This window comes from Undibacterium sp. WLHG33 (assembly GCF_049544815.1).
Classification (GTDB): Bacteria; Pseudomonadota; Gammaproteobacteria; order Burkholderiales; family Burkholderiaceae_D; genus Undibacterium.
Genome location: NZ_CP186697.1, coordinates 344569 through 362596, shown reverse-complemented (window position 1 = coordinate 362596; position 18028 = coordinate 344569). Strand labels below are relative to the sequence as shown.

Sequence of the window (18028 nt, the reverse complement as noted above, 5' to 3'; positions counted from 1 at the left end):
GCATTCCCAAGATGTCCTGAGCCGTGTAGCATCACTGCTTCCTTTCTCTTTTGACGGTGAAGCGCATGCAAGAAAAAGTCATCACTTTTGCCAGCCCGATATTCTTTCTGCTGATCGCGCTCGAAGCCTACGTCGCCATGCGCAGGCAGCGCCATGCGTATCGCGTCAATGATGCGATCAACAGCCTCAGCCTGGGCGTGATGAGCCAGATTATTAACGTCTTTCTGAAGTTATTATCTATCGGTATTTACGTCTGGGTTGCGCAACATTTTGCCATCGCCACGCTGCCAGCAGATCAACCTTGGGTCTGGCTCAGCGGTCTGTTGCTGTATGACTTTTTATATTACTGGCTGCACCGCATGGGTCATATGACGAACCTGCTGTGGGCAGCGCATGTCGTCCATCATCAAAGTGAACATTACAATCTGAGTACCGCGTTGCGGCAAACCAGCAGCGGCCATTTATTCGGCTGGATATTTTATTTACCGATGGCATTGCTCGGTTATCCGCCGGAAGTATTCATCGTCGTGGGACTGATCGATTTGCTGTATCAATTCTGGATACACACGCAGCAAATCGGCAAGCTGGGCTGGTTTGACCGCGTGTTTGCATCGCCGTCAAATCATCGCGTGCATCATGCGGTCAATGACATCTATCTGGATAAAAATTTCGGCGGTATCCTGATACTCTGGGACAGGCTGTTCGGCACTTTCATCGAAGAGCAGGACGCACATCCTGTCGTGTTTGGCACACGGAAACCCTTGCGTAGCTGGAATCCATTCTGGGCCAATACGGAAGTCTATGCTGCCGTGCTGAAAGACATGCTGAGTACCCGGCGCTGGATGGATAAATTCAAGATCTGGCTGATGCCGCCGGGATGGCAACCTGCCGATCTGGCGGCACGCTCTGCGCCCGTCACATTCGATCTGCAACGGCCAGAATATAATCCGCCATTGCAAGGCGCGCTGATGTGGTACTGTCTCGCGCAGTTCGCGCTGGGACTGAATATCACAACGCATTTTTTACTCAGCGCAAATACCGCCGGTGGCGTTTCGCTGATGCTCTATGCAATGTGGTTGCTGGCCGGTTTCTGGATCATCGGCGGTCTGATGCAACAGCAAAAATTCTTTGCGCTGTTCGAAGCATTCAGAATTGCAATCTGTGCTGCGATGGTGCTGACGACATCAAGCTGGTTTGGCATCAGCACACTCACCAGTACGGCGCAGGCCTGCATCCTTACCGCCTGCGCGGCTTGCTTACTGGCGCTCTTACTGATTTTTAAAACGAAACCGCATGGATATCTTTCACATTAACGACAATCAGGTTTTACTCAATCCGGACTCTTCAGTCACGCCGCAAGGCTTTCTGTGGCTGGATGCAAGCCATGATGAAGTCAGCAGTAACCCAGAGGCATGGCGGGCAGAAGTCGAGCGACTGACCGGCATTCACATTTATGATCTGCATCTGAGCGATGCGGTCAATCTGAGTCATCCTTCGAACTTTGATAACACGCATGACTACGAAATGGTGGTGTTCCGCAAGCTCGCACTGAACGGCGAAGCAGCCGCAACTGACACCGCAGAAAAACGAAAAATGCCGGCCGCACTGAATAAATTACTGACCGTTCCGGTGTCCTTTTTTGTCTTCAGTCATGCGCTTGTCACCGTCCGTGCGGCGAACAGCAAAACCATCGACAACGCCCGCGCCCGCTTGCTGAATTACAAGGCCAAAGCCGATGGCGGCAGTCATGGTCGCTTGCCAGCGTCGCCCGAAGATCTGATGCTGCGCTTACTCAATGCGATGGTCGATCAGTATCTGGAATTGCGTCAGCCACTGACCCAGCAACTCGAGCGCTGGCAGCACGCGCTGCTGGACCCGCGCCGCCCGTTCAATAACTGGATGGCCTTGCTCGATTCGCGTCTGGAATTACGCAAGCTCGATAATCTGTGTGAAGAACAACACGATGCCTTGCAGGAATTGCGTGACCATATCGTCGATACGCATGACGGCAATGACGATGCGCAAAGCCGCGCGAAAGATTTATTGCTGGTTCGCACCACCGATGTGATGGAACACATCAGTCGCGTGCTGAATCATGCGCGTCGCCTCGAAGCATCGCTGGAATCGGCGGTGCAGATACACTTTTCTGCGATGGCGCACCGTACGAGCGAAATCATGCGTACCCTGACAGTCATCACGGCCTTGTTCATGCCTCTGACACTGATTACCGGGATTTTCGGTATGAATTTTGAAGTCATGCCGTTGCTCAAAAATGCTTCCGGTTTCTGGATCACGATGGGTGCTATGGGCATCATTGTCGTACTGCTGCTGATATTTTTCCGCAGCCAGCGCTACCTCGAAGACCGCCTGCGCAATTCCCGTCGGTAACACGTTTTTTTGGGGAGTATGTGCTTAAATGCCCTTCATGTCCTTATAAACATTGGGCGATTAAAAATACTCCCCCCCAGTATATTTCATCTGTTTTTAAACATATTTCTCTCACTTTTGCAGCCATTCCCGACGATTCCATGCAAGCACTGACCTTTCTGTGGCACGACTATGAAACTTTCGGCGCCGTGCCACGCCGCGATCGCCCGGCGCAATTTGCCGCCATCCGCACCGATGCGGAACTCAATGAAATCGGCGACGAACTGATGCTGTATTGTCAGCCCGCGCCCGATTTTCTGCCTGATCCGCAAGCCTGCCTGATCACCGGAATCACGCCCCAAACTTGCCTGCAGCTCGGCGTTCCCGAACACGAGTTCGCCAAGCAAATCGAAGCCGCATTCGCGCAACCCGGTACCATCGGCGTTGGCTACAACACCATACGTTTCGATGATGAAGTCACCCGTTTTTTATTCTGGCGTAATCTGATCGACCCGTATGCCCGCGAATGGCAAAATAATTGCAGCCGCTGGGATATTCTTGATGTCGTGCGTACCGCGTATGCACTGCGTCCCGACGGCATACAGTGGCCGCGCAACGAAGAAGGCAAAGTCAGCTTTCGCCTAGAACATCTGACCGCCGCCAACGGCCTCAGCCATGAAGCCGCGCATGACGCCTTATCCGATGTGCGCGCCACGATTGCGATGGCGCGTTTGCTGAAAGAAAAAAATCCGCGACTGTTTGATTTCTGCCTGAGTCTGCGCAAAAAAGACCGCGTCATGGAAGAGATAGGCTGGCCCGTGCAAAAGCCGTTTCTGCACATCACCGGCATGATTCCGGCAGAGCGCGGATGCATCAGCGTGATGTGGCCGCTGGCGATGCATCCGACTAATAAAAATGAAATCATCGTCTGGGATCTGAGCGCCGATCCGGCTGAATTATTTTCGCTCAGCAGCGAAGAAATTCAGCTGCGCATGTTCAGCAAAAGCAGCGATTTGTCGGAAGGTGTGAGCCGTCTGCCGATCAAAACCATCCACATCAATAAGTCCCCGATCGTCATCAGCAATCTGAAAACCCTGTCTGCAGAACGCGCCGCGCATTGGGGCATCGATATGACTGCCGTCATGGCGCACGCTGCCACAGCAGCCCATGCACCTGACATGGCGCCTATCTGGGACGCGGTGTTTGACCGCTCTGCCGCGAACGGCTTATCAGCGGGTAATGATGTTGACGAAGATTTGTACAACGGCTTCATCGGCAACGCTGACCGCCGCTTATTGAACGAGCTGCGGGCACTGCCAGCAGAACAACTGGCGCGAGCCTCCGCCCATTTTCAGGATAGCCGCCTGGAAGAACTGCTGTTCCGCTATCGCGCCAGAAATTTCCCCGCAACGCTGAGTGCGGAAGAAGCAGAAACATGGGAACAACACCGCGCCGCGCGCCTGCATGAAGGGTTGGGCAATGCAATGACGGTGGAACAGTTTTTTGAGCGCATCGATCAATTATCGGAAGACGCCGATGAACGTTCAGAAGAGATACTCGGCGCTTTATATGATTACGCTGAGCACATCACGCCTATGCGTTGAAAATATCATCCTGCGTGTAAAACAAAGGCTGACTATTCATCCACTTTTCCAGAGCATTTCCTGTGAAGCAACGCATGATGATGCAGATGTTTACATTAATTTTAAGGAGTCACAATGATACGAGGTAGCTGCTTTTATTTACGCCATCCTAAAAAAGAAGAAATACCGCAGCTCATAGAATTACTCAATAATCTCGATACACGCGGGCCATGGCTGCCAACCGAACTGATGCTGCCGGGTCAGCTAGAAAAACGCTTCGAGGAGCAACACAGCTCTAAAGAAAACATGGAATATTTTCTGATCATTGGCGACGATGAACAGATACTGGGTCGGGTATTCCATTTCAAAACAGTGCCGTATTTTCAATCGCGCGAAATTGGTTACTCGCTTTTCTCTACCGATCTGCACGGCAAAGGCATCATGAGCGAAGCGGTGGCGCTACTCACGCGCTACCTGTTTGAAACCACTTTACTGAACCGTCTGGAAATTCACATGGAAGCGGGTAATACCGGTTCTGAAAAAGTCGCGGTCAAGAACGGCTTTCAATTTGAAGGTGTCGCGCGCGGTGCGGCATACAATCGCGGGCGCTTTGTCGATGTCAAGATGTATGCCTTGTTGCGCAGCGAATGGGAAGCCTTGCAGAACGCCTGATACGAGCGGCACCACGAATCCGATGAACTATGTGGATTCAGGTCTCGACGCCATTAAAAACCCCGGTGCAAAGACCGGGGTTGTTTGATTGACGGGCTGGGCGACACTTATTTATTTGGTTGAGGTGTAATGCGCAGATATGGCTTCGGCGCTTTGTAACCTTTAGGATATTTCTGTTTGATCACGTCTTCATCTTTGATCGACAAAGGAATAATCACATCGTCACCGTCACGCCAGTTGCCTGGAGTTGCGACCGTATAGCTATCGGTCAGTTGCAAGGCATCGATCACACGTAAGACTTCATCAAAATTACGGCCTGTAGTCAGCGGATAAGTAATGATCAGGCGGACTTTTTTATTCGGATCAATAATGAACAGCGAGCGCACCGTGACAGTTTCTGACTGATTCGGATGAATCATGTCGTACAAGGCGGCAACCTTGCGGTCAGCGTCAGCAATGATGGGGAAGCCAACCACGGTCTGTTGTGTTTCCTCAATATCTTTAATCCATTGCAGATGTGAATCGGCACCATCCACCGACAAGGCAATCGCTTTGACATTGCGTTTATCAAACTCTGGCTTGAGCTTCGCCGTCAGGCCGAGTTCTGTCGTGCAGACCGGTGTGAAATCTGCCGGATGGGAAAATAATACCACCCAGGAATTACCGGCCCACTCGTGAAATTTCAGTTTCCCGATAGAAGAATCCTGCTCGAAATCCGGTGCAATATCGCCTAAACGTAAAGTCATCTTACTCTCCCAAAAATGTAGAGTTTGACTATAAATCTTGACTCTCGATTTCTCAAGAACAGAGAAGTTGGATGCTTATATCTGCTTGTGTATAAGTGCGCGGCAGAGAAGTAATCAGACAACGCTGCGAGAATGCAGCGTTGTTCCCAGCCATTTATTTACCTTCGATTCTTGTCAATGACTGTAAGAATTTTTCCGCATTCTGGAAGCCAACGACGCGACTATCCGGAATTTCCATGCCTTGATTATTGAAGAAAATGATGCCCGGAGGCCCGAATAATTTAAAGCGTTTCAGCATTTCTTTATCGTCCGCATTGTTCGCTGTAACATCGACTTGCAGCAGCAACATTGCATCCATCTTTGCCTTTACCTTGGCTTCGGTGAACGTCAGTTTTTCCATTTCTTTACAAGAGACGCACCAGTCAGCATAGAAATCCAGCATCGCGGTTTTTCCTTTGCTCTGCGCCAATGCTGCATCCAGCTCAGCTACATTACGCACACGGACAAACACAGCACCATGCGTCTGCGTGCCGAACAGATGAGCGACAGGCGCATAGATATCGCGCCCACCTGTGACGACACCAACGAGTTGCAGCAAGCCCAGCATGCCAAACACTGCAGCAATGAGCTTTCCTGGTAAACCTGAACGATGGAAAAATAACTGATAGCCAGCGTAGCAGATCAGCAGCGTCGCCCATCCCAGCATCTGTAACCAGACGGGAATGACCGGCGAGATCATCCACAAGGCCATCGCCAGCATCAGCACACCGAAGAAGCGCTTGATATTTTCCATCCAGATACCGGCGCGTGGTAACAGGCTGCCGGCAGAGATACCAAGTAACAGCAAAGGTACGCCCATGCCGACTGCTATCGCAAACATCGCTGCACCACCGACAATCACATCGCGCGTCTGACTGATGTAGACCAGCGCGCCTAGCAATGGACCGGTAACACATGGCCCGACGATCAGCGCCGAGATCGCTCCCATCAGGAATACACCAATTAATTTTCCAAATTTGCTATCGCGCTGACCTTCGGAAATTTCAGTTAACTTAGTTTGCAATGCCGCTGGCATTTGCAATTGATAGACGTTAAACATCGACAACGCAAAGAACACCATCAATAAGGAAAATGCACCCAATACCCATGGATTTTGCAGGGTGGCGGCCAAGCCCTCACCGGCGAGACCGGCAGCAACCCCCATTCCTGTGTACACCAGAGACATTCCTAGTACGTACGCAAGCGATAACGTGAATCCACGCGTACGACTGACACCCGCGCCTTCACCAACGATAATAAAAGACAAAATTGGCACCATAGGCAGCACGCAAGGTGTCAGCGATAAGCCCAGACCAAGAATGAAAAACAAAGGCAGAATCACGGATAACTTACCGCTCTTTAATGCAGCACTGATACTGCTACTTTCCGCATCCGGCGCGGCATCGGTATTACTTAGGTCTGCACTGCCCGATGAGGTGGAAACAGCGGCATTAGAGGCTGAAATGCTCAGTCTGAATTCGCTTTCCAACGGCGGATAGCACAAGCCCTGATCTGCACATCCTTGTCTGCCGACTTTCAGTACAAAGACTCCCGCAGCCTGCACCGGAACCCTGATCACCACAGACTTACGATAAGTCTCTACGTCTTTCTGGAATGTCTCGTCAAACTTTACCTTACCAGCAGGCAGTATCACTTCGCCGAGCTTAGCGCCGGTCGCGCTGAATTTCAATTTTTCACGGTATAAATAGTAACCGTCAGCAATGCTTAACGTCACTTCAGCGACGCCGGGCTCCGCCATCGTTGCAGACGCCTTGAACGCAACTTCTGGATCGAGAAACTCGTCAGCAGCCGCGACGCTGCTGAAAAGCAAAAATACGGTCATTAACAACGCCTGTAGCACTTGTGTAACGCCGGAAGGAATAAAGCCCAATTGAGGCAGAGGTGTTACGTTGAGATGCGTGTTCATTCAAGTCCTGTTTGTTCGTGTACCCATTGCAGATAGCTGGGTAGGCCGTCAACGACGGGTATAGCAATGATTTCCGGTGTCTGGTAAGGATGAAGGGAGCAGATCAATGTCTGCAGTTCAGGATAAACATGTGCCGTTGTCTTGATCAGCAACTGCACTTCCGCTGCCACTTCTTCTTTTCCATTCCATGTGTACAGAGACATCATTTCCGGCATGATGTTCACGCACGCTGCGAGATTTTTTTTCAATATGCTTTTTGCGATCGTCTGGGCAACGGTCTTATCCGGACAATTTGTCATTACCAGCACTATTGATTGATCATTTATTTTCATATCACGCATTTTATCAAGAGTCACATGATTAAGAGCAATCCAAACTGAAGTTGCCAGATTAGACAGAACAAATATCAGAACCAACCTCGCTACCCGCACGCATACAGCACGAATAAAAAAAGCCCGGATTAACCGGGCCTTTTCAATCAAAGAAATTTTTCTTCGATTATTCTGCTACTGGAGCATCTGCAGCATCAGTGATTTCTGGACGATCAACCAGTTCTACGTATGCCATAGGCGCATTATCGCCAACGCGGAAACCCATTTTGAGGATACGCAGGTAGCCACCGTTACGATTTGCGTAACGTGGACCGAGTTCTGCGAACAGTTTAACAACCATTTCGCGATCGCGCAGACGGGAGAAAGCCAGACGCTTGTTAGCCAATGTATCAACTTTACCCAGAGTCAGAATCGGCTCGATAACGCGGCGCAATTCTTTTGCTTTTGGCAATGTTGTTTTGATCGCTTCGTGACGCAACAGGGATACTGTCATGTTGCGCAACATAGCCAGACGGTGGGAAGAAGTACGATTCAGCTTACGTAAGCCGTGACGGTGACGCATGGTATTTCCTTTCAGATTTCATTGCCAGCTCTTCTATCGACAACATTGTCGCGGGCCGGTAATTATTTTTACTACGATAAAAAAATGAACGGCTTTGTTAAAAACCGTTCATTCAGACTAATTATTTTTCCAGACCTGCAGGTGGCCAGTTTTCCAGTTTCATGCCCAAAGACAAGCCACGGGATGCCAGCACTTCTTTGATTTCGTTCAAAGATTTGCGACCCAGGTTTGGTGTCTTCAACAGTTCATTTTCACTACGTTGAATCAGATCGCCAATGTAGTAAATGTTTTCTGCTTTCAGGCAGTTTGCTGAGCGTACTGTCAGTTCCAGATCATCGACCGGACGCAACAGAACAGGATCAACAGCCGGAGCACGGGATGGGGCTTCTGCTGCCGCTTCTGTACCTTCCAGGGCTGCGAAGACATTCAATTGATCAACCAGCACGCGTGCGGATTGACGAATCGCTTCTTCTGGTGTGATCACACCATTCGTTTCAATATTGATGATCAGCTTATCCAGATCGGTACGCTGCTCAACACGAGCGGACTCAACGGAATAAGAAACGCGACGCACTGGAGAGAATGATGCATCCAGAATCATACGACCGATTGTTTTGTTCGCATCTTCAGACAAGCGACGAACGTTACCAGGCACATAGCCACGACCTTTTTCAACTTTGATCTGCATGTCCAGCTTACCACCGGCAGTCAGATTAGCGATGACGTGGTCTGGGTTGATCAGTTCAACATCATGTGGCAATTCGATGTCAGAAGCCAGTACAGCACCTTCGCCGTCTTTTTTCAGTGTCAGTGTCACTTCGTCACGATTGTGCAACTTGAATACAACACCCTTCAAGTTCAACAGAATATCAACAACGTCTTCCTGAACGCCGTCGAGGGATGAATACTCATGAACAACACCGGCGATCACGACTTCAGTCGGCGCATAACCAACCATCGTCGACAACAACACGCGACGCAGCGCATTGCCCAGAGTGTGGCCGTAACCACGTTCAAACGGTTCCATCACAACTTTCGCGTGACCGGCACCCAGCATTTCCACATCGATAATACGTGGCTTCAACAGATTGTTTTGCATGAAATGTCCTTTTCAATACCCTCGGTTCGTTACACCGATAAGGCTGACGGCATTAAAGAAAAAGCCTGCCTGTCGCAAAACAGGCAGGCGGTGAAACTAAAATTAACGGGAATACAATTCAACGATCAGAGATTCGTTGACATCGTGAGCGATATCGCTGCGATCTGGCATGGATTTGAAAGTACCTTCCATTTTCTTCGCATCAACCGCTACCCATGAAGGCATGCCGGACTGCTCAGCCAGAGACAGGGCTTCAACGATACGAACTTGTTTTTTCGCTTTTTCACGAACAGCAACAACGTCACCAGCTTTCACTTGATAGGAAGCGATGTTGACAACGATACCGTTAACTGTGAATGCTTTGTGGCTGACCAACTGACGTGCTTCTGCGCGTGTGGAACCGAAGCCCATGCGGTACGCAACGTTGTCGAGACGGGACTCCAGCAATTTCAACAGTGTTTCGCCTGTGTTGCCTTTTTGGCGATCAGCTTCAGCGAAGTAGCGGCGGAATTGACGTTCCAGAACGCCGTACATACGTTTAACTTTTTGTTTTTCGCGTAATTGATTACCGAAGTCAGAAGTACGTGCGCCAGACTTAGCACCGTGTTGACCTGGTTTTACATCTAATTTGCACTTTGAATCCAAAGAACGACGTGCGCTTTTCAGAAACAGGTCCGTGCCTTCGCGACGGGATAACTTAGCTTTTGGTCCGATATAACGTGCCACAATATTTTCCTTTTATAAATGACGCAGAACTTGGCTGCGCTAGTCTGATCTGCTTGCTATCAGACAGTGGTCTTAAAGGCGAAAGCAAATTGCTTAAAGCCTGAAATAAATTTCCCAACACAAAACCCGCCAACAAAATGGCGGGCTTGCATTCTAACGGAAAAACCGTCAGAACGCCAGCAGCATATGCTACCGCTTAGATACGACGACGCTTTGGAGGGCGGCAGCCGTTGTGTGGCACTGGAGTTACGTCTTGGATCAAAGAAATCTTGATGCCGAGATTATTCAATGCGCGTACTGAAGATTCACGACCTGGGCCTGGCCCTTTGATGCGAACTTCCAGATTTTTGATACCGCATTCAACAGCAACTTTACCTGCTGCTTCCGCTGCAACCTGAGCTGCGAACGGAGTAGATTTACGTGAGCCTTTAAAACCAGCACCGCCAGCAGTTGCCCAAGATAGCGCATTGCCTTGACGATCAGTGATCGTGATGATGGTGTTATTGAAAGAAGCGTGAACGTGTGCGATACCTTCTGCAACGTTCTTTTTAACTTTCTTACGAGCACGTGCTGCTGCTGCGTTGTTTTGTGCTTTTGCCATAATGATTTCCTTGGATCCGGGCTAGCCTGGATTATTTCTTCAAAGATTGAGCTGCTTTACGTGGACCTTTACGTGTACGTGCGTTAGTACGTGTACGTTGGCCACGGCAAGGCAAGCCTTTACGATGACGCAAGCCGCGATAGCAACCCAAGTCCATCAAGCGTTTGATGTTCATGGACAATTCACGACGCAAGTCACCTTCGACGATAAACTTACCGATTTCGTCGCGAAGCTTCTCAAGCTCGTTGTCATCCAGATCTTTAACCTTTTTGTTGGTCAAAACACCTGTTGCTTCACAGATTTTCTGTGAGCGTGGACGGCCAATACCATAGATCGCTGTTAAGCCGATTACAGTATGCTGATGATTTGGGATATTAACCCCTGCGATACGTGCCATTCGTTATTCCTCGTTCAATAACGTTAAATTAACCTTGGCGCTGTTTATGGCGTGGTTCTGTGCAGATAACACGAACAACACCTTTGCGCTTGATGATTTTGCAGTTGCGGCAGATCCGCTTAACTGATGCGAGAACTTTCATTTTTGCCCTCTTCCCTTCTTGTTCACTTTTAATTTACTTGGTTCGGAACACTATTCGCGCCCGGCTCAAATCATAAGGCGTCAATTCCACTGTCACCTTATCACCTGGAAGAATACGAATATAGTTCATCCGCATCTTCCCGGAAATATGGCCTAGTACAACATGCCCGTTTTCCAACTTAACTCTAAATGTTGCATTCGGAAGATTCTCCAGAATCTCGCCCTGCATCTGTATAACGTCGTCTTTTGCCATTCGATCTGCTATCCCTTCAGCAAATTAGCGCGAAGGAATCCCGCCCTTGAAATTTGCTTTACGAAGCAGCGATTCATATTGCTGCGACATGACATAGTTTTGTACCTGCGCCATAAAATCCATGGTCACGACCACAATAATCAGCAGTGAAGTCCCACCGAAATAGAAAGGAACTTTCCATTTGGCGATCAGAAATTCAGGTAACAAACAGACCAGCGTGATATAAACCGCACCAGCCAGCGTCAGACGCATCAAAATTTTGTCGATATAGCGGGCAGTCTGATCACCTGGACGAATGCCAGGAACAAACGCACCACTCTTCTTCAAATTATCAGCTGTTTCTTTGCTGTTAAATACCAAGGCGGTATAAAAGAAGCAGAAGAAAACAATCGCAGCAGCATACAACAACGCGTGAATCGGCTCACCCGGCGCCATTGATGCAGCCAGATCTTTCAAGAAAGTTATAAAACCACTTGTTGAAGAATCTGCACCTTTGGTGAACCAGCTTGTAATTGTTGCTGGGAACAGAATAATTGACGAAGCAAAAATAGGTGGAATAACCCCAGCCATATTTAACTTCAGTGGCAAATGACTGCTTTGACCACCGTACACTTTATTCCCAACCTGCCGTTTTGCATAGTTAACCAGGATCTTGCGCTGACCACGTTCGACAAACACCACCAGGAACGTAACAGCTACAGCAATGACGCAAATCAACAATACAGAGGCAGGATGCATAGAGCCGGTACGAACCAACTCAAACAAACTTACCAGTGCACCAGGCAGACCAGCAGCAATACCGGCGAAAATAATGATAGAAATACCATTACCTAAACCACGCTCAGTAATCTGCTCGCCAAGCCACATCAGAAACATCGTTCCAGTCACCAAAGACACCACAGTGGTAAAGCGGAAAGCAAGACCCGGATCAATAACGAGCCCAGGTTGCGCTTCCAAACCAAACGCGATGAAATAAGCTTGCACTGTCGCCAGCAACAAGGTTCCATAGCGGGTGTACTGAGTAATTTTTCTACGACCGGATTCACCTTCTTTTTTCAGTGCTTCCAGTTGAGGAGAAACGATAGACATCAGTTGCATAATGATCGATGCCGAGATGTACGGCATGATACCGAGTGCAAACACGGTGAACCGTGATAGTGCACCACCGGAGAACATGTTAAACATCCCCAGAATACCGCCCTGGTTTTGTTTGAACAGATCTGCCAATGCAGTTGGATCTATACCAGGAACAGGTACATGAGCGCCAATCCTGTAGACAACCAGTGCCGCAAGCAAGAACCAGAGTCGCCCCCAGGGAAACCCGCTTGCTGCACTTTTAGCTTGTTGTGGAGATGTTGCCAATTATTGCTCCGGTGTCTGCAGTGAATTAAGCGATCGTGCCGCCAGCAGCTTCGATTGCAGCTTTAGCGCCTTTAGTGACGATCAAGCCGTTCAAAGTTACTTTCTTAGTAATCGCGCCAGACAAGATCACACGAACTACACGTGCGAGCTCAGAAACAACACCAGCTTGCTTTAAAGCCAAGATATCAATTTCAGTGACTGGCAGATTTTCCAAGTCCGTCAGACGAACTTCTGCTTTGTACGGTGTTGCCAGTGATTTAAAACCACGTTTTGGCAAGCGACGTTGCAAAGGCATCTGACCGCCTTCAAAACCAACTTTATGAAAGCCGCCGGAACGAGATTTCTGACCTTTATGGCCGCGACCCGCTGTTTTACCCAAACCTGAGCCGATACCACGACCAACACGACGTTTGTAGTGTTTAGCGCCATCAGCAGGTTGTATGTTATTCAATTCCATAATTTGCTCCGAACATAAGTCTGACGACTTACGCTACAACCTTCACAAGATACGAGACTTTATTGATCATGCCGCGTACTGCTGGCGTGTCTTGCAATTCAGAAACTGAATTAACACGACGCAGCCCCAGACCACGTACCGTAGCACGGTGATCCTGGCGTGTGCCGATCAGACCTTTGACCAATTGCACTTTTACTGTCTTAGTCATCGCGCTCTCCTTAACCGAGGATTTCTTCAACGGTCTTGCCACGCTTTGCAGCGATTTCAGATGGAGTACTCATCTTAGCCAGACCATTCAAAGTTGCACGAACCATGTTATAAGGGTTTGTCGAACCGTTGGATTTAGCAACAACGTTAACAATACCCATTACTTCAAAAATCGCGCGCATTGGACCACCGGCGATAACGCCAGTACCTTCTTTTGCAGGAGAAATCATGACGGAAGACGCGCCGTGCTTACCAGTAACGGTGTGCTGCAAAGTACCGTTCTTCAAAGTCACTTTGATCATCTTACGACGAGCTTCTTCCATCGCTTTTTGTACGGCAACAGGAACTTCCTTAGACTTTCCTTTACCCATACCGATACGGCCGTCGCCGTCGCCTACGACTGTCAATGCAGCGAAGCCCATGATACGACCACCTTTAACCACTTTGGTTACACGGTTGATCGCGATCATTTTTTCGCGCATGCCATCATCCGGCTTGTCGGCTGCTGTTTTTGCTTGCATTTTTGCCATGACAAATTTTCCTTAGAACTTCAGGCCAGCTTCACGGGCAGCTTCTGCAAGCGCCTTGATGCGGCCATGGTAACGGAAACCGGAGCGGTCAAACGCAACTTCGGTAACCCCTGCTTTGATTGCCTTCTCTGCTACACGCTTGCCGATCAAAGTCGCAGCGGAGGTGTTGCCACCAGCACCGGATTTGCCAGCCAATTCTGCACGTACTTCTGCCTCTACGGTAGAAGCCGATGCCAACACTTTGGCGTCTGGGCCAATGATGTTCGCATAGATGTGCAGATTGGTGCGATGCACGGCCAGGCGGTTCACTTTGAGTTCTGCGATCTTGGCACGGGTTTGACGTGCGCGGCGCAGACGTGATTGTTTCTTGTCCATCGTCAACCCCTATTACTTCTTCTTGGTTTCTTTAATCACAACCACTTCGTCCGCATAACGGACACCCTTGCCTTTATAAGGCTCTGGGCTGCGGTATGCACGAACTTCAGCTGCCACCTGACCTACTACCTGCTTATTAACACCTTTAATCAGGATTTCAGTAGGAGTTGGCGTAGCACAAGAAACACCTTCCGGCATTTGATGCACAACTGGATGTGAAAAACCTAAAGACAAATTCAACTTATCACCCTGGGCTTGCGCTTTGTAACCAACGCCGACCAACGTGAGTTTTCTTTCAAAGCCTTTAGTAACACCGGTAACCATATTATTGACAAGGGCACGCAAAGTGCCTGTCATTGCATTGGCTTCACGGCCGTCATTGGCTGGTGAAAAACTCAAAGTGCCGTTGTCGTTCGCAATGTTCACCAAACCATTAAGGCTTTGTGACAAAACGCCCATAGGACCTTTTACTGTAATCTGCTCTGCTGAAATTGCAACTTCTGCACCGGCCGGCAAAGCGATTGGCATCTTACCTACTCGAGACATCTTTCACTCCTTAGGCGACGTAGCAAATTACTTCGCCACCGACACCGGTTGCGCGCGCTTTGCGGTCTGTCATGACGCCTTTAGGTGTAGAAACAATCGCCACACCCAAACCGTTCATCACATTTGGAATCTCGTCTTTACCTTTGTAAATACGAAGACCTGGACGTGAAACACGCTCCAAACGTTCAATAACTGGACGTCCTGCATAATATTTCAAGCCGATTTTTAATTCGGACTTCCCTGCAGTTTCTAAAACTGCGAAATCTTCAATGTAACCTTCGTCTTTAAGTACATTTGCAATTGCAATTTTTACTTTAGAAGACGGCATCGCAACAACAGTTTTCTGAACAACTTGTGCGTTACGAATGCGGGTCAGCATATCGGCGATAGGATCGCTCATACTCATTGCTTATTCTCCTATTACCAGCTGGCTTTAGTCATACCCGGGATTTCACCACGCATGGCGACTTCACGGAGTTTAATACGGCCCAAACCGAATTTACGGAATGTGCCACGTGGACGACCTGTCAAAGCGCAACGATTACGTTGACGTGTCGGATTAGAATTACGTGGCAAAGCCTGCAACTTCAGACGAGCGAGATAACGCTCTTCTTCAGTCTTTGATTGGTCATCAACGATGGCCTTCAATTCGGCGCGCTTGCCAGCGAATTTCTTCACCAAGTCTGCACGCTTTTGCTCACGATTAATCAGTGCCAGTTTTGCCATGGCGACCTCAGTTTCTGAACGGAAATTTAAATGCGGCGAGGAGTGCTTTCGCTTCTTCGTCGGTCTTTGCTGTTGTCGTGATACTGATATTCATACCACGCAATGCGTCGATCTTGTCGTACTCGATTTCAGGGAAAATAATTTGTTCCTTGACACCGATGTTGTAGTTACCACGACCATCAAACGCGCGACCAGACACACCACGGAAGTCACGTACACGTGGTAAGGCCACGGTAATGAAACGATCCAGGAATTCATACATCTGAGCGCCACGCAAAGTAACCATACAACCGATTGGATAACCTTCGCGGATTTTAAAACCTGCGATCGCTTTGCGAGCCTTGGTTACAACTGGCTTCTGACCGGCGATTTTTGTCAGATCACCCACTGCGTGCTCGATAACCTTTTTATCTGCAACTGCTTCAGACAAACCCATGTTCAGGGTGATTTTCAAGATACGCGGAACTTCCATGCTTGACTTATAAGCGTACTTTTCAGTCAATTCACCGACGATTTTTTCTTTATATAATGCTTGTAGACGGGCCATGATGTTATGCCTTCACAACTTCGCCAGTCGACTTATAGATACGGACTTTTTTACCATCCACTACCTTGAAGCCTACACGGTCTGCCTTACCAGATGCAGCATTAAACAACGCCACATTGGAAACATGAATCGGCATCAATTTATCAACGATGCCACCAACTGCGCCAGTCATTGGGTTTGGCTTAACCGCTTTTTTAGCGACATTAACACCAGCAACAACTACGTAATCACTATCAATACAAGATTGCACCTGACCGCGCTTACCCTTGTCTTTACCCGTCAAGACGATGACTTCGTCGTTTTTACGAATTTTATTCATCACGACTCCTTACAGCACTTCTGGAGCCAAAGACACGATTTTCATAAAGCGCTCAGTACGCAATTCGCGCGTCACTGGGCCGAAAATACGAGTGCCGATAGGCTCAAGCTTTGCATTCAACAATACTGCGGCATTGCCATCAAATTTGACTAACGAGCCATCCTGACGACGAACACCCTTAGCTGTTCTCACAACCACGGCGTTGTAAATTTCACCTTTTTTTACACGACCGCGTGGAGCAGCAGATTTCACAGTGACTTTAATCACATCACCGATACCCGCATAACGACGCTTAGAGCCGCCCAACACTTTAATGCACAGAACTTCACGCGCACCAGTATTGTCAGCCACTTCCAGCCGGCTTTCTGTTTGAATCATAATGTTCTCTTTCCCAACTTAATCCACACAACTTACACAATGCAAGCTTGTAGTCAGTCTTGGTCCTGCCAGCCAACCCCTACATAACCTGCAATGCACGAGCCAACTGATTAGGTGGACGATTTTTTAACCACTTTCACAACGAGAGGGTGTTGCGAAAGACATTTAGGCTGTCATTTACGTACTTCGCAAATGACAGCCCATCATTATTACATCAAAAAAAAATTTGTGCAATAAATTTATACAACTTGCGCTACTTGAACCACACGAGTCAATGTCCAAGCTTTTGTCTTGGAAATTGGACGACCCTCTTGAATTTCAACTGTGTCGCCAGCTTTTGCCTGATTAGACTCATCGTGTGCGTGGTACTTGGCAGTACGAACGATGATCTTGCCATACAAAGGATGTTTAACGTGACGTTCAACCAGTACTGTAACTGTTTTGTCCATCTTGTCAGACACAACTTTGCCAATCAATGTGCGCTTCAGAGCCACTTTAACTTGATCGTTCATTATTTGGCATCCTTCTGATTCATGACGGTTTTAACGCGCGCGATGTCGCGACGAACTTTTTTCAACTGCGAAGTGTTAGTCAGTTGCTGTGTAGCGATTTGCATACGCAGGCTGAACTGTGCCTTCAACAGATCATTCAGTTCTTTCGTCAAAGCTGCAGAGTCTTTGCCTTGGAGTTCAGATACTTTCATTTACAACTCCCTATTAAGTGCCGACTTGACGTACGACAAACGTTGTCATCAATGGTAATTTGGCAGCTGCCAAGCGGAAAGCTTCGCGTGCCAGCGCTTCATCAACGCCATCCATTTCGTACAACATTTTGCCTGGTTGAATCTCGGCAACGTAGTACTCAGGATTACCTTTACCATTACCCATACGAACCTCTGCAGGTTTCTGGGAAATTGGCTTGTCCGGGAAAACGCGGATCCAGATACGACCACCGCGCTTGATATGACGGGTCATTGCACGACGCGCAGCTTCAATCTGACGCGCTGTAATACGACCACGGCCAACCGCTTTCAAGCCAAACTCACCGAAGGAAACAGCGGTACCGCGGGTATGAGAGATACCCTTATTACGGCCCTTTTGCTCCTTGCGATATTTTCTGCGTGCTGGTTGCAGCAT

General features: G+C 48.7%; 28 protein-coding genes. 4 read left to right on the top strand and 24 right to left on the bottom strand.

Annotated elements, in window-relative coordinates:
- Positions 1 to 65: 65 nt before the first annotated feature.
- The 4 genes from ACOTSW_RS01705 to ACOTSW_RS01690 all read left to right on the top strand — a co-directional run bounded on the left by ACOTSW_RS01705 (position 66) and on the right by ACOTSW_RS01690 (position 4622).
- Positions 66 to 1313, top strand: a complete 1248-nt coding sequence (locus ACOTSW_RS01705) for a sterol desaturase family protein (RefSeq protein WP_423680658.1) — start codon at positions 66 to 68, stop codon at positions 1311 to 1313.
- Entirely contained in the window at positions 1294 to 2388 is a 1095-nt protein-coding gene (locus tag ACOTSW_RS01700) for a magnesium transporter CorA family protein (RefSeq protein ID WP_423680657.1), read from the top strand. Before ACOTSW_RS01705 ends, ACOTSW_RS01700 begins: the two co-directional genes overlap by 20 nt.
- Before the next feature lie 140 nt (positions 2389 to 2528).
- Positions 2529 to 3971: an exodeoxyribonuclease I gene (gene sbcB / locus ACOTSW_RS01695; RefSeq protein ID WP_423680656.1), complete on the top strand. Its 1443-nt coding sequence runs from the start codon at positions 2529 to 2531 to the stop codon at positions 3969 to 3971.
- 114 nt (positions 3972 to 4085) lie between these two features.
- Positions 4086 to 4622 carry a GNAT family N-acetyltransferase gene (locus ACOTSW_RS01690; protein ID WP_423680655.1) on the top strand — a complete coding sequence of 179 codons (537 nt, stop codon included), beginning with the start codon at positions 4086 to 4088 and terminating at the stop codon, positions 4620 to 4622.
- A 107-nt stretch (positions 4623 to 4729) separates the two neighbouring features.
- Here ACOTSW_RS01690 and ACOTSW_RS01685 read toward each other — a convergent pair whose 3' ends face one another.
- The 24 genes from ACOTSW_RS01685 to rplP form a co-directional block, all read right to left on the bottom strand.
- The gene (locus tag ACOTSW_RS01685) at positions 4730 to 5368 is read right to left on the bottom strand and encodes a peroxiredoxin (protein WP_423680654.1); all 639 of its coding nucleotides are present in this window, start codon (positions 5366 to 5368) and stop codon (positions 4730 to 4732) included.
- A gap of 154 nt (positions 5369 to 5522) precedes the next feature.
- On the bottom strand, positions 5523 to 7250 hold the full coding sequence (gene dsbD, locus ACOTSW_RS01680) for a protein-disulfide reductase DsbD (RefSeq protein WP_423682228.1): 1728 nt from the start codon (positions 7248 to 7250) through the stop codon (positions 5523 to 5525).
- 80 nt (positions 7251 to 7330) lie between these two features.
- Positions 7331 to 7816 carry a divalent-cation tolerance protein CutA gene (gene cutA / locus ACOTSW_RS01675; RefSeq protein WP_423680653.1) on the bottom strand — a complete coding sequence of 162 codons (486 nt, stop codon included), beginning with the start codon at positions 7814 to 7816 and terminating at the stop codon, positions 7331 to 7333.
- 16 nt (positions 7817 to 7832) lie between these two features.
- Complete coding sequence (gene rplQ, locus ACOTSW_RS01670; protein ID WP_423680652.1) at positions 7833 to 8228, bottom strand: 50S ribosomal protein L17; 396 nt, start codon at positions 8226 to 8228, stop codon at positions 7833 to 7835.
- A gap of 121 nt (positions 8229 to 8349) precedes the next feature.
- A complete protein-coding gene (locus ACOTSW_RS01665; protein WP_423680651.1) occupies positions 8350 to 9327 on the bottom strand; it encodes a DNA-directed RNA polymerase subunit alpha in 978 nt (325 codons plus the stop codon).
- A 102-nt stretch (positions 9328 to 9429) separates the two neighbouring features.
- Positions 9430 to 10053 (bottom strand): 30S ribosomal protein S4, encoded by a 624-nt coding sequence (rpsD, locus tag ACOTSW_RS01660; protein ID WP_423680650.1) that lies wholly within the window; start codon positions 10051 to 10053, stop codon positions 9430 to 9432.
- Between the two features lie 196 nt (positions 10054 to 10249).
- Complete coding sequence (gene rpsK, locus ACOTSW_RS01655; RefSeq protein ID WP_110255932.1) at positions 10250 to 10654, bottom strand: 30S ribosomal protein S11; 405 nt, start codon at positions 10652 to 10654, stop codon at positions 10250 to 10252.
- A gap of 31 nt (positions 10655 to 10685) precedes the next feature.
- Positions 10686 to 11051: a 30S ribosomal protein S13 gene (gene rpsM / locus ACOTSW_RS01650; protein WP_186884641.1), complete on the bottom strand. Its 366-nt coding sequence runs from the start codon at positions 11049 to 11051 to the stop codon at positions 10686 to 10688.
- 28 nt (positions 11052 to 11079) lie between these two features.
- Positions 11080 to 11193, bottom strand: a complete 114-nt coding sequence (gene rpmJ, locus ACOTSW_RS01645) for a 50S ribosomal protein L36 (protein ID WP_014004415.1) — start codon at positions 11191 to 11193, stop codon at positions 11080 to 11082.
- 33 nt (positions 11194 to 11226) lie between these two features.
- The gene (infA, locus tag ACOTSW_RS01640; protein WP_005663428.1) at positions 11227 to 11445 is read right to left on the bottom strand and encodes a translation initiation factor IF-1; all 219 of its coding nucleotides are present in this window, start codon (positions 11443 to 11445) and stop codon (positions 11227 to 11229) included.
- 24 nt (positions 11446 to 11469) lie between these two features.
- A complete protein-coding gene (gene secY, locus ACOTSW_RS01635) occupies positions 11470 to 12807 on the bottom strand; it encodes a preprotein translocase subunit SecY (protein WP_423680648.1) in 1338 nt (445 codons plus the stop codon).
- 25 nt (positions 12808 to 12832) lie between these two features.
- Positions 12833 to 13264, bottom strand: a complete 432-nt coding sequence (gene rplO, locus ACOTSW_RS01630) for a 50S ribosomal protein L15 (RefSeq protein ID WP_186884639.1) — start codon at positions 13262 to 13264, stop codon at positions 12833 to 12835.
- A gap of 28 nt (positions 13265 to 13292) precedes the next feature.
- On the bottom strand, positions 13293 to 13472 hold the full coding sequence (gene rpmD / locus ACOTSW_RS01625; RefSeq protein ID WP_186884638.1) for a 50S ribosomal protein L30: 180 nt from the start codon (positions 13470 to 13472) through the stop codon (positions 13293 to 13295).
- Between the two features lie 10 nt (positions 13473 to 13482).
- Positions 13483 to 14001 carry a 30S ribosomal protein S5 gene (gene rpsE / locus ACOTSW_RS01620; RefSeq protein ID WP_110255927.1) on the bottom strand — a complete coding sequence of 173 codons (519 nt, stop codon included), beginning with the start codon at positions 13999 to 14001 and terminating at the stop codon, positions 13483 to 13485.
- A 12-nt stretch (positions 14002 to 14013) separates the two neighbouring features.
- Positions 14014 to 14376 carry a 50S ribosomal protein L18 gene (rplR, locus tag ACOTSW_RS01615; protein ID WP_423001159.1) on the bottom strand — a complete coding sequence of 121 codons (363 nt, stop codon included), beginning with the start codon at positions 14374 to 14376 and terminating at the stop codon, positions 14014 to 14016.
- 12 nt (positions 14377 to 14388) lie between these two features.
- Positions 14389 to 14922 carry a 50S ribosomal protein L6 gene (rplF, locus tag ACOTSW_RS01610; RefSeq protein ID WP_423680646.1) on the bottom strand — a complete coding sequence of 178 codons (534 nt, stop codon included), beginning with the start codon at positions 14920 to 14922 and terminating at the stop codon, positions 14389 to 14391.
- A gap of 10 nt (positions 14923 to 14932) precedes the next feature.
- Positions 14933 to 15328: a 30S ribosomal protein S8 gene (rpsH, locus tag ACOTSW_RS01605; protein ID WP_186884635.1), complete on the bottom strand. Its 396-nt coding sequence runs from the start codon at positions 15326 to 15328 to the stop codon at positions 14933 to 14935.
- A gap of 14 nt (positions 15329 to 15342) precedes the next feature.
- Positions 15343 to 15648 carry a 30S ribosomal protein S14 gene (gene rpsN / locus ACOTSW_RS01600; RefSeq protein WP_423680645.1) on the bottom strand — a complete coding sequence of 102 codons (306 nt, stop codon included), beginning with the start codon at positions 15646 to 15648 and terminating at the stop codon, positions 15343 to 15345.
- Positions 15649 to 15655: 7 nt separating this feature from the next.
- Positions 15656 to 16195 (bottom strand): 50S ribosomal protein L5, encoded by a 540-nt coding sequence (gene rplE, locus ACOTSW_RS01595; RefSeq protein WP_423680644.1) that lies wholly within the window; start codon positions 16193 to 16195, stop codon positions 15656 to 15658.
- A gap of 4 nt (positions 16196 to 16199) precedes the next feature.
- Positions 16200 to 16514, bottom strand: a complete 315-nt coding sequence (gene rplX / locus ACOTSW_RS01590) for a 50S ribosomal protein L24 (RefSeq protein ID WP_423680642.1) — start codon at positions 16512 to 16514, stop codon at positions 16200 to 16202.
- Positions 16515 to 16523: 9 nt separating this feature from the next.
- The gene (gene rplN / locus ACOTSW_RS01585) at positions 16524 to 16892 is read right to left on the bottom strand and encodes a 50S ribosomal protein L14 (RefSeq protein ID WP_006464924.1); all 369 of its coding nucleotides are present in this window, start codon (positions 16890 to 16892) and stop codon (positions 16524 to 16526) included.
- A gap of 239 nt (positions 16893 to 17131) precedes the next feature.
- Complete coding sequence (rpsQ, locus tag ACOTSW_RS01580; protein WP_423680640.1) at positions 17132 to 17404, bottom strand: 30S ribosomal protein S17; 273 nt, start codon at positions 17402 to 17404, stop codon at positions 17132 to 17134.
- The gene (rpmC, locus tag ACOTSW_RS01575; RefSeq protein ID WP_186884630.1) at positions 17404 to 17595 is read right to left on the bottom strand and encodes a 50S ribosomal protein L29; all 192 of its coding nucleotides are present in this window, start codon (positions 17593 to 17595) and stop codon (positions 17404 to 17406) included. The genes rpsQ and rpmC overlap by 1 nt, the downstream gene beginning before the upstream one ends.
- A 13-nt stretch (positions 17596 to 17608) precedes the next feature.
- Positions 17609 to 18028, bottom strand: a complete 420-nt coding sequence (gene rplP, locus ACOTSW_RS01570) for a 50S ribosomal protein L16 (protein ID WP_423680639.1) — start codon at positions 18026 to 18028, stop codon at positions 17609 to 17611.